Here is a 24,024-nt window from a genome sequence, read left to right as displayed (position 1 = left end):
GCTGGAATCGACCGATTACGGCATCGAGCGGATCAGCCGGATGTCCGGCCTCGGCACCGCGACCAACGTGCGCCGCCACTTCTCGGGTGTGGTCGGCGTGTCGCCCGCCGAGTATCGGCGCACCTTCAGGCAGCGGGAGTCGGTGCCGGCGCGGTGGGCGAACTCACCTTCGCTGGGGAAGCGATCGCAGACCGAGGCCGGTTACATGAACACGTGACCACCGCCCCGACCCCCAGTACCACCGCGCCGCCCGGACGAACCGATTGGCACGTGCCCGCGATGCTCGCCCTGGCCCTCGGCGGATTCGGGATCGGGACCACCGAATTCGTCACCATGGGTTTGCTGCCGGACATCGCGTCGGCCATGCGGGTCTCCGAGCCGACCGCGGGGCACGCGGTATCGGCCTATGCGCTCGGTGTGGTGATCGGCGCGCCACTGATCGCGGCGCTGTGCGCGCGGATGCCGCGCAAGCGCCTGCTCGTCGCGCTCATGGTGGCGTTCACCCTGGGAAATGCGGCGACCGTCCTGGCGCCCTCGTTCGAGACGCTGGTTCTCGCGCGATTCGTCTCAGGTCTGCCACACGGTGCCTACTTCGGTGTCGCCTCGTTGGCCGCCGCCACTCTCGCCCCGGTAGGGCAGCGGGCCAAGGCGATTGCCGCGGTTATGCTGGGATTGAGCGCCGCCAATGTTGTCGGCGTTCCCGCCGCTACTTGGCTCGGCCAGCATCTCGGCTGGCGCGATGCGTTCGTGGTCGTCACGCTCATCGGAGCTACCACCGTGGCGGCGCTGCTGCGCTTCGTGCCGGAGCTCACCGGCATCACGGTGACCAACCCGATGACCGAACTCGGCGCGCTGCGTCGCCCGCAGGTACTGCTGACGCTGCTGGTCGGCGCCGTCGGGTTCGGCGGCATGTTCGCCGTCTACACCTACATCGCGACCATACTCACCGACGTGGCCGGTCTGCGGGCCGGTGCGGTTCCTTTGGTGTTGATGCTGTTCGGCGTGGGCATGGTGATCGGGAACATCGTCGGCGGTGTGCTCGCCGACCGCGGCGTTGACCGAGCCATCTCGGTGTCGATGGTCGCGATGACCGCCATCCTCGGTGGCTTCGTCGCCGCCGCGCACAACCCGTACACCGCGGCCTTCGGCGCGTTGCTGGTCGGCGCGTCCGGAGCTGCCTTGGCGCCGGCACTGCAAACCCGCCTGATGGACGTCGCGGCCGACGCCCAGACCCTCGCCGCCGCCCTCAACCACGCCGCCTTGAACATCGCCAACGCCGCTGGCGCCTGGCTCGGCGGCCTGGTCATCGCCGCGGGCCTCGGTTACACGGCTCCGGCCGTGGTCGGGGCGGCCCTCGCGGCGATCGGCGTCGCGTTGTTCACAGTGACCGCTTGGACCGCGCGGAGATCACGCCCGCAGCGAGCGACGCGGTAGCGATGCCGAAGCAGGCCCCGAGGTTGTCGGCGTAGGGGCCATCACAAGACAACGGTCAGGCTTCCCGATGCGGGACAAAAGCGCGTGACTACGTTCGCGCGGGTCCTCACCCACTGTGCTTGTCGGAATCCGGACTCGCCGGGTCGAGCGCGGACTGTCCGGCGGGGCGGGCGGCCAGGGCGCGGCCCGCGATGTCGTGCAGGTGCGCCGAGGCGCGTCGCCACCGGCGGCGGGCGCGCTCGTCGTCCGGGTCGATGAAATTCGAGATCAGGATTCCGCGCAGCGCGTCCATGGCCGTGTAGATGAAGTCGCGCGCTTCCTTGCGGCGCACGTCGTCCGGCACGAAGCGGGCGACCGCCAGCAAGACGGCGTTGTTGACGAACGGCTCGACCTTCTCCATCGCCGCGGCCAGCACCGGGTCGGTCCGCCCCGCCACCCACAGTTCGACGGTCGCGATGAACAGCGGACCCTGGTGCAGGTCCCACAGGAACTCCAGCGCCGCGGCCACCGGATCGTCGCCGGTTTCGACCCGCGACATCTCCCGCATGGCGGTCTCGGCGCGCAGTTGCGCCAGGTGGCTGATCGCGGCCACCACCAGATCGGTCTTCGAGCCGAAGTGATGGACCTGCGCCCCGCGGGTCACCCCGGCGCGCTCGGCCACCCGCGGCGTCGTGGTGCCCGAGTATCCGTACTCGACCAGACAGTCCACCGTCGCGTCCAGCAGCCGGGTGCGCATCTCGGTGCTGCGCTGTTCCTGCGTCCGGCGCTGCTGCTTCACGACTACGCTCCTGGCCACCGTCCGATCCTACACTTACATACAGTGCTGTATGTTCCGCCGTTTCGGTGGGGACATGGGCGATATCGAGGCTGCCGGGGCGGACGGCATCCGACTGCGGCCGAGCGCGCGCATCCGCAGGTGGTTCTACGAAAACATGCATGTCTCACTGTATGTAGCAAGTGAGATGCAATCGGCTGGTTACCGGGGTCGTGGTCCTGCTTCCACACGGACCTCTTGTTGACTTACATACAACCTTGTATGTTTGTTTTCACTCGTTCGGCCGCTCGCGGCGTACGCACAATCTGGGGAGTTCGATGGCGAACAAGGTCTACGTCGTCGGTGTCGGCATGACGAAGTTCGAGAAGCCGGGCCGCCGCCTGGTCGAGGAAGCCGACGGCACTACTCGCGCCTGGGACTACCCGGACATGGCCAGGGAATCGGGCACCAAGGCGCTCGCGGACGCGGGCATCACCTACGACCTGGTGGAACAGGCCTACGTCGGCTATGTGTACGGCGAATCCACCTCGGGCCAGCGTGCCGTCTACGAACTCGGCATGACCGGCATCCCGGTGGTCAACGTGAACAACAACTGCTCCACCGGTTCGACGGCGCTGTATCTCGCGGCCCAGGCGATCCGGGGCGGGTTGGCCGAATGCACGCTGGCGCTGGGCTTCGAGAAGATGCAACCCGGTTCGCTGGGCTCGACCTGGGACGATCGCGAGCAGCCGATGGCCAAGCACATCATGGCGCTGGCCGAGATCTCCGAGGTGCTGTTCCCCGTGGCGCCGTGGATGTTCGGCGCGGCCGGGCGCGAGCACATGAAGCAGTACGGCACCACCGCCGAGCACTTCGCCAAGATCGGCCACAAGAACCACAAGCACTCGGTGAACAACCCGTATTCGCAGTTCCAGGACGAATACACCCTCGAAGACATCCTCGCCTCGCGGATGATCTACGACCCGCTGACCAAACTGCAGTGCTCGCCGACTTCCGACGGGTCCGGCGCGGTGATCCTCGCGAGCGAGCACTTCGTCGACGCCCACGATCTCGCCGGGCAAGCGGTGGAGATCGTCGGCCAGGCGATGACCACCGACTTCGCCTCGACTTTCGACGACACCGCCAAGAACCTGATCGGCTACGACATGAACGTGCAGGCCGCGAGGAAGGTCTATCAGCAGTCCGGGCTGGGCCCGGAGGACTTCCAGGTCATCGAGCTGCACGACTGCTTCTCGGCCAACGAACTGCTGCTCTACGAGGCGCTCGGCCTGTGCGGCGAGGGCGAGGCGGGGCAGCTGATCGACGACGGCAAGACCACCTACGGAGGCAAATGGGTGGTCAATCCCTCCGGCGGGTTGATCTCGAAAGGGCACCCGCTCGGCGCGACCGGTCTCGCGCAGTGCTCCGAGTTGACCTGGCAGCTGCGCGGAGCGGCGGACAAGCGGCAGGTGGACGGCGTCACCGCCGCCCTGCAACACAACATCGGCCTCGGCGGCGCGGCCGTCGTCACCGCCTACCAGCGCGCCGACCGCTGAACCGCCGACCGACTCGACGAGGAGTACGACACATGGGACATATCGAAGCCACCAAGGACGTCAACGCCGCCCCCGAAGCCCTGTGGGCGGTCGTCTCCGACCCGCAGACCTGGGACAAGTGGTTCACCATCCACGAACGCTTCATGGAGGAGCCGCCCGCCGTGCTCAGCGCGGGCGCCAAGCTGGTAGCCAAGATCGTGATGCTCGGCATGGAGAACAAACTGGAATGGACCATCGTCTCGGTGGACGCGCCGAACAAGCTGACACTCGGCGGCACCGGCATGGCCGGCGTGCGGACCGAGTTCACCTTCGACATCCGGCCCAACGGCGAGGGCAGCACCATCCTGGTGTCGGGTGACTTCGAGGGCGCGTTGATCAAGGGCGCGCTCGGCAAAGCGGTGGAGAAGGACGGCATCAAACAGCTCGACCGTTCGCTCGACCAACTCGACACGTTGGCCTCGGCGGCATGAGCGGTCAGGCCCGGAGGCGGCAGCGGAGCGTGACCACGCAGGGCCCCGCTCGTGCCGGAATCGGACATGGCATGAGCGGTCAGGCCCGGAGGCGGCAGCGGAGCGTGACCACGCAGGGCCCCGCTCGTGCCGGAATCGGACACGGCATGAGCGGTCAGGCCCGGAGGCGGCAGCGGAGCGTGACCACGCAGGGCCACGCTCGTGCCGGAAAGGATGCGGCATGAGCGCCGAAACCAGCGCTCGCACAGTCGAGTTCGACGACAGCGGCTTGGAGACGTGGTCCGGCGAGGACCGTTTCGCGGTCACCGCCGAGCGGGTCGCCGAGTACGCCGCCGCGACGAACGATCCGATCGCCGCGCACCTGGCCGGTACGGTGGCCGGACCGGTCTTCGCCATCGTCCCGGTCTTCGAGGCCATGATGATGCCCGTCATCGACGTCGCGCCGATGGACATCTTCGGCCGGGTCGTGCACGGGGAGCAGGACTTCCACTTCCACCGCGCGATCCGCCCCGGCGACCGGCTGGTGTCGCGCGCCAAGGCGATCGGCTACACCAGCCGCCCCAACGGCACGACCATCACCATTCGCATCGAATGCCGTACCGAGGCGGGAGAACCGGTCAACGACCAATACCTGACCGCTTTCTTCCGCAACATCGATGCGGGCAAGACGGTGGGCGCGGCCGCTCCGGCGCACAAGTTCGACGAACGGCTGCGCGAGCAGGACCCGGTCGCCGTCGTGGCGCAGCACGTGGACCACGACCAGACCTTCCGCTACGCACCGGCGTCCGGCGATCCCGTGCCGCTGCACCTGGACGAGCAGGTCGCCAAGGACGCCGGACTGCCCGGCATCATCGCGCACGGGCTGTGCACCATGGCGTTCGCGTCCTGGGCGGTGCTGACCGAGGTCGCGGAGTCGGATGTGCACCGGCTCAGGCGCTTCGCGGTGCGCTTCGCCAAGCTGGTCTTTCCCGGCGACGATCTGGAGACCCGCATCTGGAAGGCGGGCTCCGCCGACGGCGTCACCCGCTACGCCTTCGAGACCGTGCGCGGCGACGATGTCGTGCTCAGCGACGGACTGGCCGAGATCGCCGACTGACCATCGCGCGGCGGCACGGTGTCCGCCGCGCTCTTTCCCCTTCGCCGGATTCGGCACGACTACAGGAGACAACACATGGGCGTACTGGCCGGGCGGGTCGCCGTCATCACCGGCGCGGGTCGCGGCATCGGCCGCGAGCACGCATTGTTGTTCGCGAAGGAGGGCGCCGCCGTGGTCGTCAACGATCTCGGCGGCAGCAACGCGGGCGAGGGGACCGATGCCGGTCCCGCCCAAGAGGTGGTGCGCGAGATCGTCGCCGCGGGCGGGAAGGCGGTGGCCAACACCGACGACGTCGCCACCTGGGACGGTGCGCAGAAACTGGTCGAGCAGGCGGTCAGAGAGTTCGGCGGCCTGGACGTCGTCGTCAACAACGCGGGCATCCTGCGTGACGCGTTTATCGCGGGCTTGGACGAGTCGCAATGGGACGCGGTGATCGCCGTGCACCTCAAAGGCCACGCCGCGGTGCTGCACCATGCCGCCGCATACTGGAAGCAGCAGTCCAAGGCGGGCAACCAGCCGAACGCGGCCGTGATCAACACGGCATCGGCGTCGGGCACCACCTTGCCCAACCCGGGACAGGCCAATTACGGCGCGGCCAAGGCCGGGATCGCCGCGCTGACCCTGGTGGCCGCCGACGAACTGGCGCGCTACGGCGTGCGGGTCAACGCGATCGCGCCGATCGCGCGCACCCGGCTCACCCTGGCCACGCCCGGCATGGGCGAAATGCTGGCGGCCGAGGCGGAGGAGTCGGAGGGCGGGTTCGACGCCTTCGCCCCGGCCAATATCGCGCCGCTGGTCGCCTACCTGGCCGCCGCAGACTGCCCGATCACCGGCAAGGTGTTCGCGGTGCAGGGCGGCGCGATCTCCGAGCTGGCCGGTTGGCACGATGTGAAGACCATCGAGACCGAGGGGCCCTGGCTGATCGACGACATCGCCGCTCGGCTGCCCTGACCTCGGGGAATGTGAGGAGAACGACGATGTTCGAATGGTCCGAGACCGATGTCATGATCCGCGATGCCGTCCGGGCGTTCATCGACAAGGAGATCCGCCCGAATCTGGACGCGCTCGACAGCGGTGAACTGCCGCCGTACCCCGTGATCCGGAAGTTGTTTCGCGAGTTCGGGATCGACGTGATGGGCGGCGAGGCCGTGCAGAAGATGCTGGCCAAGCAGGCGGCGCGGGAGAGCGCTCCCGCCGAAGCGGAACGGAAGCCGAAGTCATCCGGCTCCAGCCCGTTCGCCGGACAGGAATCGCTGATGGCGGTGCTCATCGGCGAGCTGTCCGGAGTGTGCATGGGCCTGGTCTCGGCGATGGGCGTGAGCATCGGCCTGGGCGCGACCACGATCATGTCGCGGGGCACGCTGGCGCAGAAGCAGCGCTGGCTGGAGGACATCGTCACCATGCGGAAGGTCGCCTCCTGGGCGATCACCGAACCGGACTCCGGTTCCGACGCGTTCGGCGGCATGAAGACCTACGTCAAGCGCGACGGCGAGGACTACCTGCTCAACGGCCAGAAGACGTTCATCACCAACGGCCCCTTCGCCGACGTGATGATCGTCTACGCGAAGCTCGACGACGGCGCGGGCGGCGACAAGCGCGACCGCAAGGTGCTCGCCTTCGTGCTGGACAAGGGCATGCCCGGCCTCACCCAGGGCAAGCCGTTCAAGAAGATGGGCCTGCACTCCTCACCGACCGGTGAGCTGTTCTTCGACAACGTGCGCCTGGGCCGGGACCGCCTGCTCGGCGAAACCGAAGAACACACCGGCGGCGACGGCAGGGAGAGCGCCCGGTCCAGCTTCACCGCCGAGCGCGTCGGCGTGGCCTTCATGGCGCTGGGCATCATCAACGAGTGTCATCGGCTGTGCGTGGAATACGCCAAGAACCGCAAGCTCTGGGGTCAGGAGATCGGACGGTTCCAGCTGGTCCAGCTGAAACTGGCGAAGATGGAGATCGCGCGGATCAACGTGCAGAACATGGTGTTCAACACGTTGGAGCGGGGCCGGGCGGGCAAACCCCCGACCTTGGCCGAGGCCTCCGCGATGAAGCTGTACGCCTCCGAGGCCGCCACCGAGGTGGCCATGGAAGCGGTGCAGCTGTTCGGCGGCAACGGCTACATGACCGAGTACCGCGTGGAGCAACTCGCCCGCGACGCCAAGTCACTGATGATCTACGCGGGCAGCAACGAGATCCAGGTGACCCACATCGCGAAAGGGTTGCTCGCGCAGTAGTTTTCGAATCAGCTGGCTCGCCGTACGCACTGCGCGGTGAGCTACGGCCGCGCGCAACCAAGTCGGCCCGACCACCGGTCGTGGGCGGGGAGACCGAGCCCAGCCGGTTGACGATCCGGCTCGTGCCCGGTTTGTCCACTGCATCAGTGGCCGGCTGGCCATAGAGCGGTCATCATCGCCCACCGTCGCCGCGTTCGGGCGTGTCGGAACGGGCACTCGGGAGGCCGCGTGCACTTGGTCCTGAACTCGAAAGCCGACGTGCTCAGCGCACCATAACTACGTCTTTCGAGCGAAGCGAGACAGAGCCTGTTCCGTTCGCGAGCCATAGGAGGGCCGCGAACACCCAGCGCCGCAGGCGCTGGAAAGATCAACACAGCACACGCCGCGACGAAGTCGCGGCCGAATCACACAGCGCGTAGCCGGGTGCGGCTGGCGTAGACGTGTTCGGCGATGAGGGTGGCGATGCGGTCGGGCGCTTCCAGCATCGGCACGTGACCGACGCCGTTGACCAGGATGCGGTCGGCGGATTCGGGCAGTTCCTTCAGGTAGCGCCGCGCGTAGACGCGGTTGGGGATGACCCGGTCGTACTCCGACAGCAGCAGCCGGACCGGCGTCCGCAGGGTGGACAGGTCGTCCTGTGCCGGCGCCCGCATCGCGCCGAGAATCATCGGAACCATCGCCGGGCAGTGCAGCGCTGCGGCGAGCGCGGCCGCGGCGTCGCGCCGGGACACCGCGGAGGCATGTTTGCTCAGCGCGAGCAATGCGACCCGCTGGGCGAGTGGGTTGCCGATCACGAATCCGCCCATGCGCTTGCCGATTTCGACGAGCGGTATCAGGGAGAGGAATTTCAGGTTGACCCGCCATTGGGTCAGCGAGGGCGCGTGCCAGCCGCCCGCGGGCGCGATCAGCGTCAGGGTGCGGGCACGTCCGCGGCGGGCGAGTTCGACGCCGACCAGTCCGCCGAGCGAGTTGCCCGCGATATGGCAAGTGCGCCAACCCAGTTCATCGAGCTGCTCGCAGATCCGGTCGGCCAGCGAGTGCACGTCCACCGACGGGCCTCCGGTGGGCGCGCCGCCCCAGTGGCCCGCGAACGCGGGCGCGAACACCTCGCAGTGCGTCGACAGCCGCGCCGCCGTCTGCTCCCAGCAGTGCGGCGACATCATGAATCCGTGCAGCAACAGCAGGGGATCGCCGGATCCCACGTGCAATGCCTTGATCGGCTGGGGCTGTTTCGCCCGGGTGGATCCGCGCGCGGGGGCGGAGGAGGACTGGGAGGTGTCGGACGACATCGTCATCACCCCTTCCTGGACGGCAGTGTCCAAGGGACTTCATCTGACCAGCATTGTACGGTCGTGGTGTGCCGTATATCTCGACAGTGAACGTGAACGGTGTCCGCGCGGCCGCGGGCAAGGGGCTGCTCGCCTGGCTCGCGGCCACCGAGGCGGACATCGTCTGCGTGCAGGAGACTCGCGCCACCGACGAGCAGGTCCGGGCCGCGCTGGCGCCCGCGCTGGACGCGGGATGGCAGCTGTCGCACGCCGAACCGGAGTCCAAGGGCCGCGCCGGTGTCGGCATCCTGTCCCGGCGGGCGCCCAGCGCCGTGCGAGTCGGCTTCGGCAGCGGTGAGTTCGCGGCGGCGGGCCGCTATCTCGAGGCCGATTTCGACGATGTCACCGTGGCCAGCGTCTACGTGCACAGCGGTGAGGCGGGCACGGTGCGTCAAGACGAGAAGTATCGCTTCATGGCCGAACTCGGCGCCCACCTCGCCGCGCGAACCGGTGATTTCGTGGTCGCCGGGGACTGGAACATCGCCCACACCGAGCGTGATCTGAAGAACTGGAAGGGCAATCTGAAGTCGGCCGGGTTCCTGCCGCGGGAGCGGGCGTGGATCGGTGAGCTGCTGGCCGCCGGATACGTCGACGTGGTGCGCCACCTGCATCCCGAGGTCGACGGTCCGTACAGCTGGTGGTCCTACCGGGGCCGCGCCTTCGACAACGACAGCGGCTGGCGCATCGACGCGGTTTACGCGAGAGAGGGCATCGCATCCCGCGCGGTGTCGGCACGGGTGGAGCGTGCGGCGACGTACGCCGAGCGTTGGTCCGACCATGCCCCGGTCACGGTGGAGTTCGCGGAGAAGGTTCCCGCACCGCTGACCAGCGAATACCCCCTACATGGTCACGGTCGGGGCGTACGGTCGTCCAGCGCCTTGCGGATCAGCTCCCGTGCTGCTTCGCCGGTCACGGACTGACCGGCCAGCACGTCGAATGCCCGGCCGTATTGGGCAATCTCCCGTGGCTGGGTGACCGTAAGCTCCGCCGTCACGGTCTCGACCATGACCCTGTTTTTGTCGAAGATCGAGAAGTTCGTCATTGATACTCGGTACGGCGCATCAGTCGGAACAATCCCGAGAACGACTCTGGGCATACCGATTACAGCCAGGAGTCGGTCTAGCTGTCCGATCATGGTCTGATCATTGCCGACGGTGGTACGTAGGGCTTGCTCAGCTACCACAAAATGGAAGCGGTGGTCACGGCGATACAAAACTTGTTGCCGCTCCATCCGCTTGGATACACCTTCGTCAATATCGTTCGGCACCTGCTGAAATTCGACAACGCTGCGTAGCACACCCTCGGCGTATTCCGCTGTCTGAAGTAAGCCCGGTACCAAGAACGGGTGATAGACCCGCATGACCTCGGTTTCGGATTCCAGCTTGATAGCAGCTTGTTGCCGCCGCTTGGTGCCGGTGCCTAATACGCGCCTCCATTCAAGCCATGCAGCCTCGATATTGCGCAGGGTAGCTATCAGATCAGGTACTTGATTTTCATTGCCCGTATGGGCACACCAGACATGTATATCGTCGTCAGTGGGCTTGGTCTTGCCGTACTCGATTTTCGATACCTTGGTTTGATGCCATCCAGCACGGCGGGCAAGCTCGGTGCCGCTGATACCTGCATCTAGGCGAAGCTCCCGGAGCCGTGCCCCGAGAGCTTCTTTGGCCTGATTCAGTGAACTCGTCACGACTCACTGTATTCAGCCAACGGGGTGGCCATGGACCACACCCGTTGTTTGACTGTGACGATGTACTCGACTATTCGCGGATCGGTGGTTACAGCGCCACCGAGCCATTTACCATTTTCGCCGGGTTCGAATATGGTGAATGCTACAACCGAATCATCGAATATCCACCAGTCGTCTACCGTCAATTCGGCAGGGTTGATCAGGTGACGCGGCAGGTAGCGCACATCTTCGCCCGCCTCTACATTGAGCCGAGCAACGTGCTTTGCATACCGGGTGTAGTCGTTGTGTGGCACGGTGACCACCCGTGCCCGGTTGACTGCCACGCCTCGGCCGGTCGTTTCCCTGACCTGGTTCAGCCACGGCTGAAACCATGCGTAGTCTTCGGGCTCATTACGTAAGAATCGGACGAGTGGCGGGTAGTCCGGTGGGTAGTAGTCGTCCCGAACTTCGAGGTGGAACGCTTCGCGCTTGGCCTGTCGGAACAGATCGTTGAATGCCTCACCCTGCGCTAGCAGCATTGCCGTAGAAAGTCCTTTCCAGTTTGGCCACCTCGATAGCCGTTTCGTTGGGGTAGATGTCCATCTGTCCCAATGCCTCTAGGTCCGTGATCGGTGAACCCGACAGGATGAACGTCCCTCGGCCGGTATCCGTCATGGTGGCACCTATGAACGTGTCCGGCTCGGCGTATCCGGTCAGTAGATGGGGAATCTCCACTGTCCCAACATTATTCGTCTTCCATCCCTGCACTGCGTAAGTACCTCTGTCAGTGGCGTAGAGGCTCGGGCAGCCTCCGCCTTCGGTGCCGCCTTTGCCGAGAAACTGTAACCGCATGGTTGGGCCTCCGATCGGATGATGCGCGTTCATGCTTCGAACACCCTCGACAATGCCGCAAACGCAACCGTTCTGCGAGCCAATATGTGAATCTGAGCATGTTCGAGCATGAGTATGGACATCGTTGGCTTCCGGTCCTTAGCGTCCGAACTGGCCCCCGTGACATGTGCCGCGAACCGGTCACGGGGTGCCTACCACTGGCCTACTACAGGGGGTTGAAATGACCGCGGACGGAGACCAACCACGCAGGCGCACAGAGCTTTACCCGTTCCCTGGTGGTGTGTTCGAACGGTGGAACGACACCGACGACGCAGAGCCGGGCGTGTATGTCGAGTTCCACCACCCCCGGCAGTCGAGTAACGACGCTCGGGCGTTCGGCCCTGGTGAAGCGGAACAACTCGGTTCGGTGGACGACGAGACGGAGCCCGCGTGATGGGGTTGTTCGTGGCGTTCGCTGTCCCTCTGGTCGCGTTCTTCGCTGTGGTGTTCTGGCCGGAACGGATTCCGAAGGAACGGACCGTAGACGCGATCCGCGAACGGATCGAACGCGGAGGCGATATCTAGATGACTGGCGAGGATCTTCCGGAACGTGATCCCGGTACGAGATCCCGCCTATTTCTCCCAAGTCGTCGGGGCGGTACGCCGAGTACACGCCGAAAATCTTTCAGAACGTGATCCCGGTACGAGATTGGTACTTTTTCTTCTCTCCAGCTTCGACGAGTGGGAACCTCCAATGCCCGATCTTCTAGAGCGATTCAAGTCCGGACTGACATCGAACTCAGCACTGCCCGATTCTGAAGGAGCCAGAGTCGTGACACCCGAACCGAGCGAGTACCCGATGGATCCTGATAACCCGCCGGAGTTTCCCGGAAAGCTGCCTCGAGAGCTTTCGGTGGTGGTCCGTGATCAGTTGCAGAAAGAGTTGGCGGTAGTCACCTTCCCCAGGTCGGGGCAGTACGCCGAGTACACGCCGGACGAGTGATGTCCTTACTTCAGTTCCTCCACGAGCTTGGACGGTGTTGCGTCCGTGCTCTAGCTGCCGGGCAGGTGACGTACATTCGTCAGTCATGACGGATAGCCGCGCTACCGGCAAGGCGCGTAACGGGGTCTACATTTCGGTTCCTTATCTGCGTCTGCTCACCGAGTCGATCCGATGGCGCGTCGACCATCAGCTCGCCCGACGCGGTCCGGCCACCCGAGCCGAGGACGCGGTGGTGGGGCGCGCCGCCACCTACGATCAGCGCTGGCCGGGCCACGCGCCAGTCACGGTGCAGTACCGATGAACCGGGCGCGCCCGATCAAGCGCGGTGTCGGCCTGCTGGTCGCGGTGGCCCTGGTGGTGCTCGCCGCGGTGCTAGCGCTGTACGACGGTGGCGCTACCACCACATCTACCCCGGCGAGTCGCGCGACCACCGTCGCGACGAGCGCGGTCACCCCGACCGCCGCCGCGCCACGCGGTGCGGACAGCGCGTCGCCGGTCGATCAGGCGTCCGGTGTCCCGGAGCGCGCGTACGTCACGCTGCGGGAGATCGACGCCGGCCGGTGGCCCGCCTCGGCGAACGCCCCCGGCACCAAAGGGGGCGAGCGATGGCAGAACCGCGGCGGGAACCTGCCCGCCGCCGACGGCTCCGGTAAGCCGATCACCTATCAGGAATGGGACGTCAATCCCAAGCAGTCCGGCCGATCCCGCGACGCCGAACGCATCGTCACCGGTAGCGACGGTTCGGCCTGGTACACCGGCGACCACTACAAGACCTTCATGAGGATGCGCTGATGACAAAGACCGTCACGCTGTCGCAGTTCCTTGCCCGCTCCGACGCCGCCGACGCGCCGTCCAGCGCCGCACTCGCCCCGCCGCGTGTCACGTTCGGCACACTCGCGGTGGACGCCGCCGAATTCAGCGGGGTGCGGGACAAAGCGCCCACGGGCTACCTGGTGCGTGAACTGCGCGGCGCGAAGATGCCCACCACCGCGCGCCTGTTCGACGAGTTCGCCGCCGCGTTCCAGTTTCCGTACTACTTCGGGGAGAACAAGGACGCGTTCGACGAGTGCCTGCGTGATCTGGACGATTTCGTCGGCGAAGGGGCCGGATACGTTGCCGTGGTGCGCGACTCGGCCGGATTGCTCGCCGACGAGCCCGTCGAGCGTGACTGGTTCGCCGAGGCCATGCGTGATTGCGCGGCCTACTGGTCGCGGCGGGACGTGCTCTTCCGGGTCGTCCTGCAAGGCGACGCGCCCGATCTGCAGGACGTGTCCCTGCGGCTGTGACCAGGGCTGTTACCGCAGTTTGCCGGCCATGTCCTCGCCGAGCAGGACGAACACGTCGACTGTCTGCTCGATCAATTCGTCGCGCGTGAGATCCAGGTCGCCTTGGAGCCAGGCGGTCAGCGTCTGCACCAGCCCCCCGACCAGGTAGAGAGCCCGGAAGTCGACCACCGCGGCCGAGCCGGAATCCGGGATCCGGTAGAAGTCCGTGCCCTCGGTGGCCACCATCCGGGCGAACGCTCGCACCGTCTCGGTGGTGCGGGCGCGCAGTTCCGGCGTCGCCATGCCCGCGATGAGGGCGGCTTTCGCCTTGCGAGGGTCATCGGTGAGCAGGTGCACGCCCGCGGTGATCGCGGCGTGCGCGGTCGCGCGCGTGTCCGGCGCGGCGGTGCGCACGGCCGCGAGGATGGCCACCGCCAGTTCCGCGGCGATCCCGTCGATCAGGGCGGTGAGCACGGCGTCGCGGCTGTCGAAGTTCTCGTAGTAGTACCGCTCGTTGAGACCCGCCCGCGCGCACAACCCCGACACGGTCAGTTTGCCCAGCCCCTCCGTGCCGATGATCTCCAGCGCGGCCTCCAGCAACGCCGCACGCCGCTGCGCCCGGCGCTCCTCGGCGGAGATGCCCCCGTAAGTCCGCTGCGCCGTCACCCTTCGATTCTTACAGGTCCGCTGCACACCGAAGCTTGGTTGTCGCCCGATCGACCCGCGCGCAGCATTCTGGCATGGAGTATTGCCAGAAAGGTCGGTTCTGGTGGATGCTATTGCCAGATGTGCTCGATGAGGAGGCGGCGATGTCCGAGCCCGGCTATTTCAGTGACCACTCGATGGTCCGGCGGGTGATGAGCAAGCGGGCGGTGGGACTGACCTACGGCTTGCGCGCGCTGGTGATCGGGGCGGTGCACCCGCTGCTCTTTGTCGGCACGGCGGAAAACACCGAGCACCGCATGACCCCCTACACCCGGCTGGCGCTGACCGGCCGCCTGTTCGAGGCGGTGTTCCTCGGTAGCAGAGCCGAGGCCGACCGCGCGCTGGCGTTCACCAGGAAACGGCACGTCAAGGTACGTGGGACGCTGCCGGAGGACGCCGGCGACCAGCACCCGGCGGGGACGGGATACTCCGCGCTCGACCCGCACCTCATGTTCATGACCATGGCCTTCACGTTCGACTCGGCCGAGGTGATGTACGACCTGCTGGTGCGCACCATGACCGACGGTGAGCGCGAAGGGCTCTACCAGGACTACGTGCGCTGGGGCGAGCTGTTCGGCATGCCCGCGGACGCGGCGCCCGCCAGCTATCCGGCGTTTCGCGCCTTCTTCGACGGCTACCTCGCCTCCGACGAACTGTTCCTCACCGACGAGGCGCGGCTGGTCGGCTCCTACCTGGCCGGACAGCGCGTCCCCTACTCGCAGGGTGTGCCGTTGCAGCAGGTCACCTCTGCGTTCTACCTGCTGGTGCAGGGTAGCCTGCCGACACGCATCCGCCGGATGTACGGGATGCGCTGGGGTGTGGCGGAGGAGGTCGCCTACCAGGGACTGTCCCGAGCGGTCCGCACCGCGCACGTGTCGGTTCCGCTGGTGCCCCCGGTGCTGCGTGGCACGCTCGCCGGGCCGAGCGCGCCGGTCTACAAGATGCTGTCCAAGCGGGAACACGAACTGGTCAGCGGCGGACGGCCGAGCATGCCCGGGGTGGACCCGCGCAACTGGGTGCAGCGAAATTCGGCTTGAGCCGCATGCGAAAATCGGAGTATGTCGAGTCCTGCGCCCAGCCCGGCCGCCGAACGCAAACAGCGGGTTCTGTCCGGGATCCAGCCGACCAGCTCCTCGTTCCATCTAGGCAACTACCTTGGCGCGCTGCAGTACTGGGTGACCATGCAGGACGACTACGACGCGCTGTATTTCATCCCGAACATGCACGCGATCACGGTGCCGCAGGACCCCAAGGAGCTGAAGCTCCGCACCAAGGCCGCCGCCGCTCAGCTGCTCGCGCTGGGCATCGACCCGAAGAAGTCGACCCTGTTCGTGCAGAGCCAGGTACCCGAGCACGCCGAGCTGACCTGGGTGCTCAGCTGTCTCACCGGTTTCGGCGAGGCCAGCCGGATGACCCAGTTCAAGGACAAGTCGGTGAAGCAGGGCGCGGAGAACGCGACCGTCGGCCTGTTCACCTACCCGATCCTGATGGCCGCGGACATCCTGCTCTACCGCGCCCATCAGGTGCCCGTCGGTGAGGACCAGCGTCAGCACTTGGAACTGACGCGTAACCTGGCCCAGCGCTTCAACACTCGGTTCAAGAAGACGTTCGTGGTGCCGGAGGCGCACATCGTCAAGGGCACGGCGAAGATCTACGACCTGCAGGACCCGACCTCGAAGATGAGCAAGTCGGCCTCCACCGACGCGGGTCTGATCAACCTGCTCGACGACCCGAAGGTCACCGCGAAGAAGGTGAAATCCGCGGTCACCGACACCGAACGCGAGATCCGCTATGACCCGGAGCTCAAGCCGGGCGTCAGCAACCTGCTGGTGATCCTGAGTTCGCTGACCGGTGCGCCGATCGTCACCTTGGAAAAGGATTTCGAGGGTAAGGGTTACGGCGAGCTGAAAGCCGACGTGGCCGACGCGCTGGTCGAATTTGTCACGCCGTTGCAGGCCAAGGTGCGAGAGTACATGTCGGATCAGGGTGAACTCGACCGCATACTCGCGGCCGGCGCCGAGCGTGCGCGAGAGATCGCAGGCAACACCCTCGCACAGGTCTACGACCGGGTCGGCTTGCTGAGTCGCTAGGCGGGCCGCTGGTCTGGGCGGTTGCCGTTCGCCCGACCGGGTATCACCGGTGCGAGGTCTCTCGGTCGAAGGGGCGAATGGTGCAGGTGATCGACAACGTCAAAGCCGGGATCCAACGCCGGATCCAGGCGCAGCCGTGGCTGGACCATCTGGTTCGCGCGGCGGGACGCTATCAGCGGCAGCGGGGCGACTACTACGCGGCGGGCATCACGTATTTCACTGTGCTGTCGTTGTTTCCGCTGCTCATGATCGCTTTCGCGGTCGCGGGCGTGATCTTGTCCAGCCATCCGGATCTGCTCGGGGAGTTGCAGGCCAAGATTGTCGAGAACATTCCCGGCTCGTTCGGCACCCAGCTGAACGATTTGATCGATCAGGCGGTCGACTCCCGGCGCACGGTCGGCGCGCTGGGCCTGATCACCGGCGTCTACAGCGGCCTCGGCTGGATGGCCAACCTGCGCGCCGCGCTCACCGAGCAATGGGACCAGAAGTCTCCGGACGGCAACTGGCTGATGACCAAGCTCTCCGATCTGGGTGCGCTGGTCGGTCTCGGCCTCGCGTTCGCGGTCTCGCTGGGGTTGTCGGCCTTGGCGTCGAGTTCGCTCGGCAGTCAACTGCTGGACAATCTGGGCCTGGGCGATTTGCCGGGCGCGGACCTGCTGTTGTCGCTGTTGTCGATCGCGCTCGGGTTCCTCGCCTCCTGGGCGGTGTTCGCCTGGGTCATCGCGCGGTTGCCCCGGGAACCGGTAACGCTGGCCAGTGCCGCCAAGGCGGCCGGTCTGGCCGCGCTGGTCTTCGAGGTGTTCAAGATCGTCGCCTCGATCTACCTGCAATCGGTGCTCAGCAGTCCGGCGGGCGCCACCTTCGGCTCGATCATCGGTCTGATGGTGTTCAGTTACGTCACCTACCGCATCATCCTGTTCGCCACGGCCTGGGCCGCCACCGCCGCGGAGAACGAGCCGGAAGCCGAGATTCCCGCCCCCGGGCCGGCCGTGATCGCGCCGCGGGTCGGTGCGCGTGACGTCTCGATGGGGGTGGGCGCCGCCTTCTTCGGCGCGGGTGCGCTTGCCGCCCTGACTCTTTCCGGATTGCGCAGGTCGGACCGGCGGTGATCGATCAGCGTCGCCGGGTGGCCCGCCGTGCCCCTAGGACGAGCGCGGCGATCACGAGGACACCGCCGATGATCAGGACGGTTCGCGCGCCCGTGCGGCGATCTCCGGTGTGTGGCATGGCGGAGGGGTCGCTGCCCGGCGACGAGGACACCGCCGGGTCGTTTCCCGATGTGGGCGGCGCGGCGAGGGTGGCTCCGCTCTGGTCGCGCTGGGGTACCACCGCGCCGGGCAGATTGCCGATCGAGGCGCCGCGGGGCAGCGCGAATCCGTAGTCGAGCAGGCGGGCGGCCTGCTCCCACGGGCGCACCGGCTGCACGTCGGCCTTGAGGAGAGTGACCGCGAGCCTGCGGCCGCCCCGCTGGGCGGCGGCGACGAAGGTCTGGCGCGCGTCATCGGTGAAGCCGGTCTTGCCGCCGAGGGCGCCGTCGTAGTTGTAGAGCAGCTGGTTGTCGTTGCCGATCGGGTAGCCGGGGCGGTCGGTGTCGCCCGGAACGGCCGGGTCGGCGGGGTAGCCGGGGAAGTCGACCTGCTCGGTGTGGATCAGCTCGGCGAACAGCGGGACGGTCATGGCCTCGCGGAACAGCACGGCGAGGTCGTAGGCCGAGGTGCTCATGCCGGGGCCGTCCAGCCCGGACGGAGTGGCCGTGCGAGTATCCATGGCGCGCAACGACTTCGCCAGGTCGTTCATCTTCGCGACGGTCGCGGCGTCGCCGCCGAGCTGCGCCGCGATGGCATGCGCCGCGTCGTTGCCCGAAGCCATGATCAACGCCTGCATGAGCTGCCGGTTGGTGTAACGGCCGCCGGGGCCGATGCCGACCCGGGTGCCGTCGGCGTCGGCGTCGGCCTGCGTGCCGACGACCACCTTGTCGAGATTCAGCGTGCGCAGCGCCAGCGTGGCCAGCAGCACCTTGATCGTGCTCGCGGGCCGGTAGCGACCGTGCGGGTCCTTCGCGGCCAGAACCTCTCCGGTATCCAGATCCGCCACCAGCCAGGCCGTCGCCGAAATGTCCTGTGGAGCGGGCGGCGCGGCTTTGGGAAGTACGACTCCGCACTCGCCGAGGCGGGTTCCCCCGATCGGCGGGGAAGGGATCGACAAAGGCGTAGGAGTCGGCTGTCCGGGCGCGGGCACTTCGGAGGTGTCGATCGGTGCGGGCGGCGATGTCTTCTGCGGGCACCCGTCGGTGTTCGGGGTGGTGAACGGGGTGGTGGTGCTCGGTGCCGCAAGAGACGGCGCGGCCGTCGCTCCGATCGCGGCGACGGCGAGGACGGCGCCTGCGCAGAGCAAGGCACGGCGAGTGATCTTCATCGCCGATGAGCCTAGCGAGCGGTCCGGTGATCGGGCAGTCCATCCCCGCGCCGATATTGACAGTATCTACTAAGTGAGAGCTACTATCAAAAAGATGTAGCTACCATCTCTGGAGGCGTCATGAGGAACGACTCGTCCCGTCGCTGGTTCGCCCTCGGCGCGCTGGCCGTGGCGATGCTGACGATCGGGCTCGATGTCACCGTGCTGACCGTGGCGCTGCCCACGCTCGCCGTCGACCTGAATGCGAATACCGCCGCGCTGCAATGGTTCAGCAGCGCCTACACGCTGGCGCTGGCCGCCGTGATGCTGCCCGCGGGCGCGCTCGGCGATCGCTACGGCCGCAAGAAGTTCCTGCTCGCCGCGCTGGTGCTGTTCGGTGTGGCGTCCATCGCGTGCGCCGTGGCTACCTCGCCCGGCGAACTCGTCGCGGCGCGCGTCGTGCTCGGCATCGCGGCCGCGGCGATGATGCCGCTGTCGATGTCGGTGCTGCCCGCGATGTTCCCCGAACCGGCCGAGCTCCAGCGGGCGCTCACCATCTGGATCACCTCCACCGCGATCGGCCTACCGTTGGGCCCGATCGTGGGAGGTTGGTTGCTGCGGAACTTCTGGTGGGGTTCGGTGTTCCTGATCAACGTGCCGATGGTCGTGATCGGTGCGTGCGCCGTCGCCGCATTGGTGCCCGAATCGCGCAGCGCCCAGCGCTTCCGGATCGATCTGCCCGGCGTCGCGCTGTCCGCCGCGGGCATGCTCGGGCTCACCTACGGCTTCATCCGGATCGGCGAGAAAGGCTGGGGCGACGGCCCGGCCTGGGCGATCATCGCGGCCGGTGTGCTGCTGCTCGGCGCGTTCCTGCTCTGGCAGCGCAGGACCACGCATCCGTTGGTCGATCTCGGGCTCTTCGCCGCCGACGGGTTCCGTTGGGGGACGGCCTTCTCGATCGTGGTGAACTTCGCCATGTTCGGCATGTTCTTCACCGTTCCGCAGTACTTCCAAGCGGTGCTCGGCGTGGACGCGCTCGGCAGCGGCCTGCGATTGCTTCCGTTGATCGCCGGTTTGCTGGTCGGCAGCAGGCTGGTCGACAAAGTGCTGCCGAAACTGGGCGTGCGCGTGGTGGTGGCCGCCGGATTCGCGCTGCTGGCCGGCTCGCTGGCCCTGGGGGCGTTGACCACCGTGGACAGCGGTTACGGCTTCGCCGCACTGTGGTTGACGTTGCTCGGCGCCGGTATGGGGCTGGTGATGCCCGCGGCCATGGGCATGGCGATGGGTGATCTGGATGCCGAGCGCTCCGGGTCCGGCTCCGCGCTGTTGCAGGCGCTGCGCCAGGCGGGCGGCACCATCGGCGTCGCGATGCTCGGCACCGTGCTGTCCACCCGGTACCGGTCGGAGCTGGGCGAGCTGAACCGCGAACCGATCTCCGACGGCGTGAACGCGGGCGTCGCCACGGCGGGCAAGCTCGGCGATCCGTCGATGCTGCACCAGGTGCAGGTGGCCTTCCTCGGCGGCATGGGCGCGATGCTGTGGGCCTGCGCCGCGCTATGCGTGCTGGCGGCGGTACTCACGGCGACCTTGGTGCGCACGCGGCAACCCGCACGGGCGCCGGAGCCGGGTGCGGCAGAATCGATCCATGTCGGTTGAGCTACCCGCGGGCGGGACGGCGCAGGGTCTGCGCGAGCGGAAGAAGGAACGGACCCGCCGGACGATTCGCCTCGAGGCTTTCCGGCTGTTCCGCGAGCAGGGTTACAACGAGACGACGATCGAACAGATCGCCGCTGCCGCCGACGTCTCGCCCAGCACCTTCTTCCGCTACTTCCCGACCAAGGAACAGCTGGTGCTCGCCGACGACCTCGATCCGCCGATGATCGAGGCGTTGCGGCGTCAGCCGCGCGACATCGGGCCGATGGCGGCCTTCCGCGACGCGATGCTCGAGGTCTTCGGCAATCTGTCCGACGCCGAGCTGGCGTTCGAGCAGGAGCGGCAGGCGCTGCTCTATCACGTGCCGGAGCTGCGGTCGGCCATCGGCTTGGAGATCATCCGCAGCATCGATCTCATCGCGGGCCTGCTGGCCGATCATCTCGGCCGGGCCGCCGACGACTTCGAGGTGCGGGTGGCGGCGGGCGCGATGGCGGGCGCGGCTCTGGGCATGGCGACGATGACGCCGTTGAACGTGGAGAACCTCACCCGCACATTGGATTTTCTGGACGCGGGCATGCCGCTCGTGCCGAAGCGCGAGTGCTGAAGTACCGGCCGTACTGTTACGCGCTCGCGGGACTGGCCTGCCGCAAACGGTCGGGCGTGTCGTCGTCCATGGTCGCGAAGAAGCCGCCGATCACGTCCTCGATCTCGGCGATCGAGTCCGCGCAGTAGAGAGTCGGCTGATAGTGGGTGATGTCGTAGGTCGCGGTACCCATCCGGGCGATGTCGAGCGGGCGTAGTTCGGCGTGCCGGTACTCCTCGATCTCGCCGTAGGACGACAGCAGGCCCGCGCCGTAGCACCGAACCTCGCCGCGCTCCCGGACGACGCCGAATTCCATCGAGAACCAGAAGACGTCGGCAAGGAATTTCAACGCGCGATCGGTGCTCAGGCGCGCCACCGCCGCGCCGACGGTCGCGTAGATCGCCGCGAAGCGCGGGCTGGCGATCTGGGTGGCATGCCCGATGATCTCGTGGATGGCATCCGGCTCCGGGGTGTACAACGGTGCGGAATGATGCCGGATGTACTGCGTGGAGTGGAAGATCCGATCGGCGAAGGAGCCGAAGAACTGTCGCAGCGGCACCAGTCCGGCGGCCGGTGCGTACCGGAATCCGGTCAGCGGGGCGAGCGCCGCGGACACCTCGTCCAATTGCGGGATGTGATCGGTGGGCAACGACAGCGCTTCGGCGGCCGTCAGCACCTCCGCGCTGGCATAGGTGCGATGTTTGCGCGCGAGTTCGGCCGACACGATCCGCCACACCTGCTGCTCCTCGTCGGTGTAGGCGATATGGGGTAGCGGCTTTCCCGGTGCGTGGTCCAGTGCCAGCGCGGCGATGGCATTGCGCCGGGCCCGATATTCCGGATCGTGCACACCGGGGTGCTCATCGCTCAGGTGCACGGTCACGTCGCCGTCGCCGGTGCGGGTCACCGGCGAGTACAACTGCGCCTCGCTGAACATGACTCGATGCAAGCACCGCAGGCACCCGCCGACAACAAAAGCCCGTTCAGCTGAGCAATCTGCCTAGCTGAACGGGCTTTCCCCGGGCCGTCCTGACAACCGAAGGCGGGGATCGGACGGCGTGCTGATCAGTGCGCGCCGTGCAACGAATGCACCACCGCGTGGCCTTTACCGCGTCCGATCATCCACTTGTTGACCGGCGTGGTCAGCACGAAGGCCACCGCCAAGGCGAAGGCGAGGGTGATCCAGAACAACACCGTGTCCAGGTGGGCGTCCATCGCGCCGGGGACGGCGAGGATCACGGCGTTGTCCACGATTTCCATCACCGTGATGGACACCGTGTCGGCGGCAAGCGCGGTGCCGACGGCAGCCGCCAACGGCAGGCCCGCGCGCAGCACGCCGCGCATGGTCAACGCATAGCCGAACACGAACGCCAGCACGATGGCCAGCACCATCGTCGAGGTGTTGTTCCAGCCCAGCGCGGTGCCGACCACCATGCCGAGGATTTCGCCGATGGCGCAGCCGGTGAGGCAGTGCAGGGTCGCCATCGCCGCCATCCGCCAGGTAGCGGGGCCGTGGTGCGCGCTGCGCTGTCCGGCGTGTGCGGCGTGGGAGACGTGTTCGCCCGACGGGTGGTGCCTGTGTTCCATGACTGGAACTATACCCCCGTAGGGTATATGCGCAAGTTCGAGTTCGCGATTTGCCGGACATGAGCGGGCGTTATGCCGCAAGATGGCGAAAGTATGAAGGAGGGCGCATGAAATCCGTGCGGATCGATCTCGACCAGGACCTGCTCGCCGCGGCCGCCGCCATCATGGGCACGTCGACCAGTGACGCCACCGTCAACGAGGCCTTGCGCCGGATCGTCGTGCACGAGCGCCAGCTGCACAATCTGCAGCGGCTCGCCGCGAAGATGTTCGTCGGGCTACCGGACGTCGCGGTGGTGGACCGCTAGGCCTTCTCGAACCGGTTTATCTGGGAGAAGTGGGCCGCCGCTCCTCGAGAGCGCGCTGCCAGACCTCGTCGAACTCCTCGGCGTCGATTCGAAGCGCGGTGAACTCGGTGTGCGCACTCAGTTCGTCCGGCGTCGGAACCGGGATCTGCCCGAGTTCGGTCGTGCCGGTGCCACGGCCCGAATCGGCCCAGTCGCGGTGCCCGTCGCGGAACACCTCGACCTTGCGCACCTCGAAACCATCGTCGCCGATCTCGCTGAGCAACTCGACCGGCTCGTCCTCGAAATCGTGGTGCCATTGCGCCTTCAGGTACCACATCGCCATCAGCTCCCCAGCTTGCGACCGACTCGGCTACCGAACCGCACACCAGCCAGCATATGGGCTGGAACTCGGCAGGCGGTGCCGCGTCGGGACATCTCGGCTGGACGTCCGCCTCCACGGCGCGTTCTTCGGGGACGGACTACTCCGACTCGGCGGGTGCGGCGAAGAAGCGGATCAGCATGTGGCGCGCGCCTTCGGTCGCATCGGTTCGCTGGGTCGAGTAGCGCGCTACCAGCGCGCCGTACTCGGCGATGAACTCCATCCACTGCTCATGGGTCAGGTATGTATTGCTGCGGTGCACCTGGGCCCACCCGGCCGGGCCGGTCCACTCCTTGGTGGCGCGCAGGTATAGGTCGATATCGCGACCGGACTTGAGCGCGGCGAGGTGGGCTACCGCGGCGCGCTCGGCCGGTTCCATGGTGGCCGGGTCCGGTGTCGTGTGGCTGAACGGCACTGTACGCCACCATCGTTCGCGGCCGGTGGAGCGCTCCGCGATCTCCTCGATCAACCCGATTTCGGCGAGTTTGCGCAGGTGATAGCTGGTGGTGCCGGTGCTCTCACGCAGCGCCTCGGCCAGGGCGGCCGAATTCGCCTCGCCGTGCCCGCCCAGGTAGTCGAGGATCTGGCTGCGCAGCGGATGGGCCAGGGTGCGATACAGCGCGGTGCGTTCGGCGCTGGTCATCTCGTCGGCGCTGTGCGTCTCCCTAGGAGTCTGATCGGCCATGTCACCCACCCTAACAAAGGATTCTTTGCAAAA

30 protein-coding genes and 1 pseudogene are annotated in these 24,024 nt (G+C 66.9%); 20 read left to right on the top strand and 11 right to left on the bottom strand.

All coding sequences use genetic code 11. From position 1 onward, the window contains the following. The first annotated feature begins 40 nt into the window (after window positions 1-40). Both ACWEH3_RS02465 and ACWEH3_RS02460 read left to right on the top strand, forming a co-directional pair. Entirely contained in the window at window positions 41-217 is a 177-nt protein-coding gene (locus ACWEH3_RS02465; RefSeq protein ID WP_450019375.1) for a hypothetical protein, read from the top strand. Beyond that, window positions 214-1,434: an MFS transporter gene (locus tag ACWEH3_RS02460; protein ID WP_450019373.1), complete on the top strand. Its 1,221-nt coding sequence runs from the start codon at window positions 214-216 to the stop codon at window positions 1,432-1,434. Before ACWEH3_RS02465 ends, ACWEH3_RS02460 begins: the two co-directional genes overlap by 4 nt. Window positions 1,435-1,540: 106 nt before the next feature. Here ACWEH3_RS02460 and ACWEH3_RS02455 read toward each other — a convergent pair whose 3' ends face one another. Beyond that, a complete protein-coding gene (locus ACWEH3_RS02455) occupies window positions 1,541-2,170 on the bottom strand; it encodes a TetR/AcrR family transcriptional regulator (protein WP_450019381.1) in 630 nt (209 codons plus the stop codon). A gap of 356 nt (window positions 2,171-2,526) precedes the next feature. Between ACWEH3_RS02455 and ACWEH3_RS02450 the strand changes: the two genes are divergently transcribed. The 5 genes from ACWEH3_RS02450 to ACWEH3_RS02430 all read left to right on the top strand — a co-directional run bounded on the left by ACWEH3_RS02450 (window position 2,527) and on the right by ACWEH3_RS02430 (window position 7,538). Then, window positions 2,527-3,744, top strand: coding sequence for a lipid-transfer protein (locus ACWEH3_RS02450; protein WP_450019371.1), 1,218 nt, complete (start codon window positions 2,527-2,529; stop codon window positions 3,742-3,744). A gap of 32 nt (window positions 3,745-3,776) precedes the next feature. Continuing rightward, a complete protein-coding gene (locus tag ACWEH3_RS02445; RefSeq protein WP_450019369.1) occupies window positions 3,777-4,214 on the top strand; it encodes a type II toxin-antitoxin system Rv0910 family toxin in 438 nt (145 codons plus the stop codon). A 220-nt stretch (window positions 4,215-4,434) separates the two neighbouring features. Further along, window positions 4,435-5,310, top strand: coding sequence for a MaoC/PaaZ C-terminal domain-containing protein (locus ACWEH3_RS02440; protein WP_450019367.1), 876 nt, complete (start codon window positions 4,435-4,437; stop codon window positions 5,308-5,310). A 75-nt stretch (window positions 5,311-5,385) separates the two neighbouring features. Further along, window positions 5,386-6,261, top strand: a complete 876-nt coding sequence (locus tag ACWEH3_RS02435; protein WP_450019365.1) for an SDR family oxidoreductase — start codon at window positions 5,386-5,388, stop codon at window positions 6,259-6,261. A 26-nt stretch (window positions 6,262-6,287) separates the two neighbouring features. Next, window positions 6,288-7,538 carry an acyl-CoA dehydrogenase family protein gene (locus ACWEH3_RS02430; RefSeq protein ID WP_450019363.1) on the top strand — a complete coding sequence of 417 codons (1,251 nt, stop codon included), beginning with the start codon at window positions 6,288-6,290 and terminating at the stop codon, window positions 7,536-7,538. A 404-nt stretch (window positions 7,539-7,942) separates the two neighbouring features. Here the strand turns inward: ACWEH3_RS02430 and ACWEH3_RS02425 are convergent, their stop codons facing one another. Beyond that, window positions 7,943-8,833, bottom strand: coding sequence for an alpha/beta fold hydrolase (locus tag ACWEH3_RS02425; RefSeq protein ID WP_450019361.1), 891 nt, complete (start codon window positions 8,831-8,833; stop codon window positions 7,943-7,945). Between the two features lie 62 nt (window positions 8,834-8,895). Here ACWEH3_RS02425 and ACWEH3_RS02420 point away from each other — a divergent pair, with 62 nt between their 5' ends. Further along, on the top strand, window positions 8,896-9,786 hold the full coding sequence (locus tag ACWEH3_RS02420) for an exodeoxyribonuclease III (protein WP_450019359.1): 891 nt from the start codon (window positions 8,896-8,898) through the stop codon (window positions 9,784-9,786). On the opposite strand, the gene ACWEH3_RS02415 is transcribed toward ACWEH3_RS02420, so the two are convergent. The 3 genes from ACWEH3_RS02415 to ACWEH3_RS02405 are packed head-to-tail and all read right to left on the bottom strand — an operon-like array spanning window position 9,714 to window position 11,420. Then, on the bottom strand, window positions 9,714-10,556 hold the full coding sequence (locus ACWEH3_RS02415) for a helix-turn-helix domain-containing protein (RefSeq protein ID WP_450019357.1): 843 nt from the start codon (window positions 10,554-10,556) through the stop codon (window positions 9,714-9,716). The two genes, ACWEH3_RS02420 and ACWEH3_RS02415, sit on opposite strands and share 73 nt — an antisense overlap. Continuing rightward, window positions 10,553-11,074, bottom strand: coding sequence for a DUF6879 family protein (locus ACWEH3_RS02410; RefSeq protein WP_450019355.1), 522 nt, complete (start codon window positions 11,072-11,074; stop codon window positions 10,553-10,555). Before ACWEH3_RS02410 ends, ACWEH3_RS02415 begins: the two co-directional genes overlap by 4 nt. Continuing rightward, complete coding sequence (locus ACWEH3_RS02405) at window positions 11,055-11,420, bottom strand: hypothetical protein (protein WP_450019353.1); 366 nt, start codon at window positions 11,418-11,420, stop codon at window positions 11,055-11,057. Before ACWEH3_RS02405 ends, ACWEH3_RS02410 begins: the two co-directional genes overlap by 20 nt. A 247-nt stretch (window positions 11,421-11,667) precedes the next feature. Between ACWEH3_RS02405 and ACWEH3_RS02400 the strand changes: the two genes are divergently transcribed. The 6 genes and pseudogenes from ACWEH3_RS02400 to ACWEH3_RS02375 all read left to right on the top strand — a co-directional run bounded on the left by ACWEH3_RS02400 (window position 11,668) and on the right by ACWEH3_RS02375 (window position 13,655). Next, window positions 11,668-11,820: a hypothetical protein gene (locus ACWEH3_RS02400; RefSeq protein ID WP_450019351.1), complete on the top strand. Its 153-nt coding sequence runs from the start codon at window positions 11,668-11,670 to the stop codon at window positions 11,818-11,820. Beyond that, window positions 11,820-11,951 carry a hypothetical protein gene (locus ACWEH3_RS02395; protein ID WP_450019349.1) on the top strand — a complete coding sequence of 44 codons (132 nt, stop codon included), beginning with the start codon at window positions 11,820-11,822 and terminating at the stop codon, window positions 11,949-11,951. The genes ACWEH3_RS02400 and ACWEH3_RS02395 overlap by 1 nt, the downstream gene beginning before the upstream one ends. A gap of 247 nt (window positions 11,952-12,198) precedes the next feature. Then, window positions 12,199-12,369, top strand: a complete 171-nt coding sequence (locus ACWEH3_RS02390; RefSeq protein ID WP_450019347.1) for a hypothetical protein — start codon at window positions 12,199-12,201, stop codon at window positions 12,367-12,369. A gap of 172 nt (window positions 12,370-12,541) precedes the next feature. Continuing rightward, window positions 12,542-12,670: pseudogene (locus ACWEH3_RS02385) on the top strand (exodeoxyribonuclease III); the annotation flags it as partial. Further along, a complete protein-coding gene (locus tag ACWEH3_RS02380; RefSeq protein WP_450019345.1) occupies window positions 12,667-13,161 on the top strand; it encodes a ribonuclease domain-containing protein in 495 nt (164 codons plus the stop codon). The pseudogene ACWEH3_RS02385 and the gene ACWEH3_RS02380, both read left to right, overlap by 4 nt. Beyond that, window positions 13,161-13,655 carry a barstar family protein gene (locus ACWEH3_RS02375; protein ID WP_450019343.1) on the top strand — a complete coding sequence of 165 codons (495 nt, stop codon included), beginning with the start codon at window positions 13,161-13,163 and terminating at the stop codon, window positions 13,653-13,655. Before ACWEH3_RS02380 ends, ACWEH3_RS02375 begins: the two co-directional genes overlap by 1 nt. 9 nt (window positions 13,656-13,664) lie before the next feature. On the opposite strand, the gene ACWEH3_RS02370 is transcribed toward ACWEH3_RS02375, so the two are convergent. Beyond that, window positions 13,665-14,300, bottom strand: coding sequence for a TetR/AcrR family transcriptional regulator (locus tag ACWEH3_RS02370; RefSeq protein WP_450019341.1), 636 nt, complete (start codon window positions 14,298-14,300; stop codon window positions 13,665-13,667). 143 nt (window positions 14,301-14,443) lie between these two features. On the opposite strand from ACWEH3_RS02370, the gene ACWEH3_RS02365 reads away from it, so the two are divergent. The 3 genes from ACWEH3_RS02365 (at window position 14,444) to yhjD (ending at window position 17,538) form a co-directional block, all read left to right on the top strand. Then, window positions 14,444-15,376, top strand: a complete 933-nt coding sequence (locus tag ACWEH3_RS02365) for an oxygenase MpaB family protein (RefSeq protein ID WP_452358256.1) — start codon at window positions 14,444-14,446, stop codon at window positions 15,374-15,376. A gap of 21 nt (window positions 15,377-15,397) precedes the next feature. After that, on the top strand, window positions 15,398-16,429 hold the full coding sequence (trpS, locus tag ACWEH3_RS02360) for a tryptophan--tRNA ligase (RefSeq protein ID WP_450019337.1): 1,032 nt from the start codon (window positions 15,398-15,400) through the stop codon (window positions 16,427-16,429). An 80-nt stretch (window positions 16,430-16,509) separates the two neighbouring features. Then, window positions 16,510-17,538, top strand: a complete 1,029-nt coding sequence (yhjD, locus tag ACWEH3_RS02355; RefSeq protein ID WP_450019379.1) for an inner membrane protein YhjD — start codon at window positions 16,510-16,512, stop codon at window positions 17,536-17,538. Between the two features lie 4 nt (window positions 17,539-17,542). Here the strand turns inward: yhjD and ACWEH3_RS02350 are convergent, their stop codons facing one another. Continuing rightward, entirely contained in the window at window positions 17,543-18,844 is a 1,302-nt protein-coding gene (locus ACWEH3_RS02350; protein WP_450019335.1) for a D-alanyl-D-alanine carboxypeptidase family protein, read from the bottom strand. Window positions 18,845-18,964: 120 nt separating this feature from the next. Here ACWEH3_RS02350 and ACWEH3_RS02345 point away from each other — a divergent pair, with 120 nt between their 5' ends. Further along, window positions 18,965-20,479 carry an MFS transporter gene (locus ACWEH3_RS02345; RefSeq protein ID WP_450019333.1) on the top strand — a complete coding sequence of 505 codons (1,515 nt, stop codon included), beginning with the start codon at window positions 18,965-18,967 and terminating at the stop codon, window positions 20,477-20,479. After that, on the top strand, window positions 20,469-21,080 hold the full coding sequence (locus ACWEH3_RS02340; RefSeq protein WP_450019331.1) for a TetR family transcriptional regulator: 612 nt from the start codon (window positions 20,469-20,471) through the stop codon (window positions 21,078-21,080). Before ACWEH3_RS02345 ends, ACWEH3_RS02340 begins: the two co-directional genes overlap by 11 nt. A gap of 16 nt (window positions 21,081-21,096) precedes the next feature. Here ACWEH3_RS02340 and ACWEH3_RS02335 read toward each other — a convergent pair whose 3' ends face one another. Both ACWEH3_RS02335 and ACWEH3_RS02330 read right to left on the bottom strand, forming a co-directional pair. Beyond that, entirely contained in the window at window positions 21,097-21,993 is an 897-nt protein-coding gene (locus tag ACWEH3_RS02335; RefSeq protein ID WP_450019329.1) for a phenylalanine 4-monooxygenase, read from the bottom strand. A gap of 128 nt (window positions 21,994-22,121) precedes the next feature. Then, window positions 22,122-22,643, bottom strand: coding sequence for a DUF4396 domain-containing protein (locus ACWEH3_RS02330; protein WP_450019327.1), 522 nt, complete (start codon window positions 22,641-22,643; stop codon window positions 22,122-22,124). A gap of 107 nt (window positions 22,644-22,750) precedes the next feature. Between ACWEH3_RS02330 and ACWEH3_RS02325 the strand changes: the two genes are divergently transcribed. Further along, window positions 22,751-22,948, top strand: a complete 198-nt coding sequence (locus ACWEH3_RS02325; protein WP_355079063.1) for a type II toxin-antitoxin system VapB family antitoxin — start codon at window positions 22,751-22,753, stop codon at window positions 22,946-22,948. A 16-nt stretch (window positions 22,949-22,964) separates the two neighbouring features. On the opposite strand, the gene ACWEH3_RS02320 is transcribed toward ACWEH3_RS02325, so the two are convergent. Next, entirely contained in the window at window positions 22,965-23,270 is a 306-nt protein-coding gene (locus tag ACWEH3_RS02320) for a DUF6881 domain-containing protein (protein WP_450019325.1), read from the bottom strand. Window positions 23,271-23,406: 136 nt separating this feature from the next. Further along, on the bottom strand, window positions 23,407-23,991 hold the full coding sequence (locus ACWEH3_RS02315) for a helix-turn-helix domain-containing protein (RefSeq protein ID WP_450019323.1): 585 nt from the start codon (window positions 23,989-23,991) through the stop codon (window positions 23,407-23,409). Window positions 23,992-24,024: the final 33 nt, after the last annotated feature.

The sequence above is a fragment of the Nocardia sp. NPDC004718 genome, from assembly GCF_053601535.1.
This window is presented reverse-complemented; position numbering and strand designations above follow the sequence as displayed.

Excerpts from the sequence above, each read along its gene's own strand:
- ACWEH3_RS02405 (WP_450019353.1), bottom strand. The coding sequence starts at position 11,420 with ATGAACGCGCATCATCCGATCGGAGGCCCAACCATGCGGTTACAGTTT.
- trpS (WP_450019337.1), top strand. The coding sequence starts at position 15,398 with ATGTCGAGTCCTGCGCCCAGCCCGGCCGCCGAACGCAAACAGCGGGTT.
- ACWEH3_RS02455 (WP_450019381.1), bottom strand. The coding sequence starts at position 2,170 with ATGCGCACCCGGCTGCTGGACGCGACGGTGGACTGTCTGGTCGAGTAC.
- ACWEH3_RS02435 (WP_450019365.1), top strand. The coding sequence starts at position 5,386 with ATGGGCGTACTGGCCGGGCGGGTCGCCGTCATCACCGGCGCGGGTCGC.
- ACWEH3_RS02430 (WP_450019363.1), top strand. The coding sequence starts at position 6,288 with ATGTTCGAATGGTCCGAGACCGATGTCATGATCCGCGATGCCGTCCGG.
- ACWEH3_RS02395 (WP_450019349.1), top strand. The coding sequence starts at position 11,820 with ATGGGGTTGTTCGTGGCGTTCGCTGTCCCTCTGGTCGCGTTCTTCGCT.
- ACWEH3_RS02450 (WP_450019371.1), top strand. The coding sequence starts at position 2,527 with ATGGCGAACAAGGTCTACGTCGTCGGTGTCGGCATGACGAAGTTCGAG.
- ACWEH3_RS02320 (WP_450019325.1), bottom strand. The coding sequence starts at position 23,270 with ATGGCGATGTGGTACCTGAAGGCGCAATGGCACCACGATTTCGAGGAC.
- ACWEH3_RS02340 (WP_450019331.1), top strand. The coding sequence starts at position 20,469 with ATGTCGGTTGAGCTACCCGCGGGCGGGACGGCGCAGGGTCTGCGCGAG.
- ACWEH3_RS02465 (WP_450019375.1), top strand. The coding sequence starts at position 41 with ATGTCCGGCCTCGGCACCGCGACCAACGTGCGCCGCCACTTCTCGGGT.
- ACWEH3_RS02445 (WP_450019369.1), top strand. The coding sequence starts at position 3,777 with ATGGGACATATCGAAGCCACCAAGGACGTCAACGCCGCCCCCGAAGCC.
- ACWEH3_RS02335 (WP_450019329.1), bottom strand. The coding sequence starts at position 21,993 with ATGTTCAGCGAGGCGCAGTTGTACTCGCCGGTGACCCGCACCGGCGAC.
- ACWEH3_RS02330 (WP_450019327.1), bottom strand. The coding sequence starts at position 22,643 with ATGGAACACAGGCACCACCCGTCGGGCGAACACGTCTCCCACGCCGCA.
- ACWEH3_RS02345 (WP_450019333.1), top strand. The coding sequence starts at position 18,965 with ATGAGGAACGACTCGTCCCGTCGCTGGTTCGCCCTCGGCGCGCTGGCC.
- ACWEH3_RS02325 (WP_355079063.1), top strand. The coding sequence starts at position 22,751 with ATGAAATCCGTGCGGATCGATCTCGACCAGGACCTGCTCGCCGCGGCC.
- ACWEH3_RS02425 (WP_450019361.1), bottom strand. The coding sequence starts at position 8,833 with ATGACGATGTCGTCCGACACCTCCCAGTCCTCCTCCGCCCCCGCGCGC.
- ACWEH3_RS02380 (WP_450019345.1), top strand. The coding sequence starts at position 12,667 with ATGAACCGGGCGCGCCCGATCAAGCGCGGTGTCGGCCTGCTGGTCGCG.
- ACWEH3_RS02410 (WP_450019355.1), bottom strand. The coding sequence starts at position 11,074 with ATGCTGCTAGCGCAGGGTGAGGCATTCAACGATCTGTTCCGACAGGCC.
- ACWEH3_RS02315 (WP_450019323.1), bottom strand. The coding sequence starts at position 23,991 with ATGGCCGATCAGACTCCTAGGGAGACGCACAGCGCCGACGAGATGACC.
- ACWEH3_RS02375 (WP_450019343.1), top strand. The coding sequence starts at position 13,161 with ATGACAAAGACCGTCACGCTGTCGCAGTTCCTTGCCCGCTCCGACGCC.
- ACWEH3_RS02440 (WP_450019367.1), top strand. The coding sequence starts at position 4,435 with ATGAGCGCCGAAACCAGCGCTCGCACAGTCGAGTTCGACGACAGCGGC.
- ACWEH3_RS02365 (WP_452358256.1), top strand. The coding sequence starts at position 14,444 with ATGTCCGAGCCCGGCTATTTCAGTGACCACTCGATGGTCCGGCGGGTG.
- ACWEH3_RS02350 (WP_450019335.1), bottom strand. The coding sequence starts at position 18,844 with ATGAAGATCACTCGCCGTGCCTTGCTCTGCGCAGGCGCCGTCCTCGCC.